At 63.6% G+C, this 448-nt stretch carries 1 protein-coding gene; it reads right to left on the reverse strand.

The window, feature by feature from the left end:
- The coding region (locus tag EOA29_RS40060) for a hypothetical protein (protein ID WP_348628949.1) at positions 1–360 on the reverse strand (360 nt) is incomplete at its 3' end.
- Positions 361–448: the final 88 nt, after the last annotated feature.

A 448-nucleotide genomic window follows, 5' to 3' on the forward strand; every position in this document is an offset into this window, starting at 1 on the left:
GAGCGTGAGCGAGGCGCGGGCGATTTCGGCATGGACGGCAAGCAGACCGGTGCCGGCCGAGGGCTCAAGCACCAAATCCGATGAAGCAATGGCCCCGGCTCGGGCGACCACAAAGGCAAGCGGCAGCGGCGTGGAGAGCTGCTGCATCGCCTGGCTTTCTTGTGAGCGCCGCGTGTGCGTGGGCACAAGTTGCGCGACTTTCTTCAGCATCGCCAGCGCCGCATCCGACGAAGCCGAGCGTGAGAGAATTGCCGCTCCAAACTTGCGGATGAACAAGACCTGGGCAACCTCGAGCGCCTCGTAGGCGTCCTTCCAGATCCAGTAGCCCTCCGCGTCGGTCCCACCGAAGCACGAAGACATGGCGGACCCCAGCACATTGGTGCTGATCGGCCGCCCGCCTTCGAGTGAGGTCAGAAGAAGATGGGCAGTCTGAAGGATTGCCTCGGTT

Origin of the sequence: Mesorhizobium sp. M1E.F.Ca.ET.063.01.1.1, from assembly GCF_003998155.1 — a bacterium.
Taxonomy (GTDB): Bacteria; Pseudomonadota; Alphaproteobacteria; order Rhizobiales; family Rhizobiaceae; genus Mesorhizobium.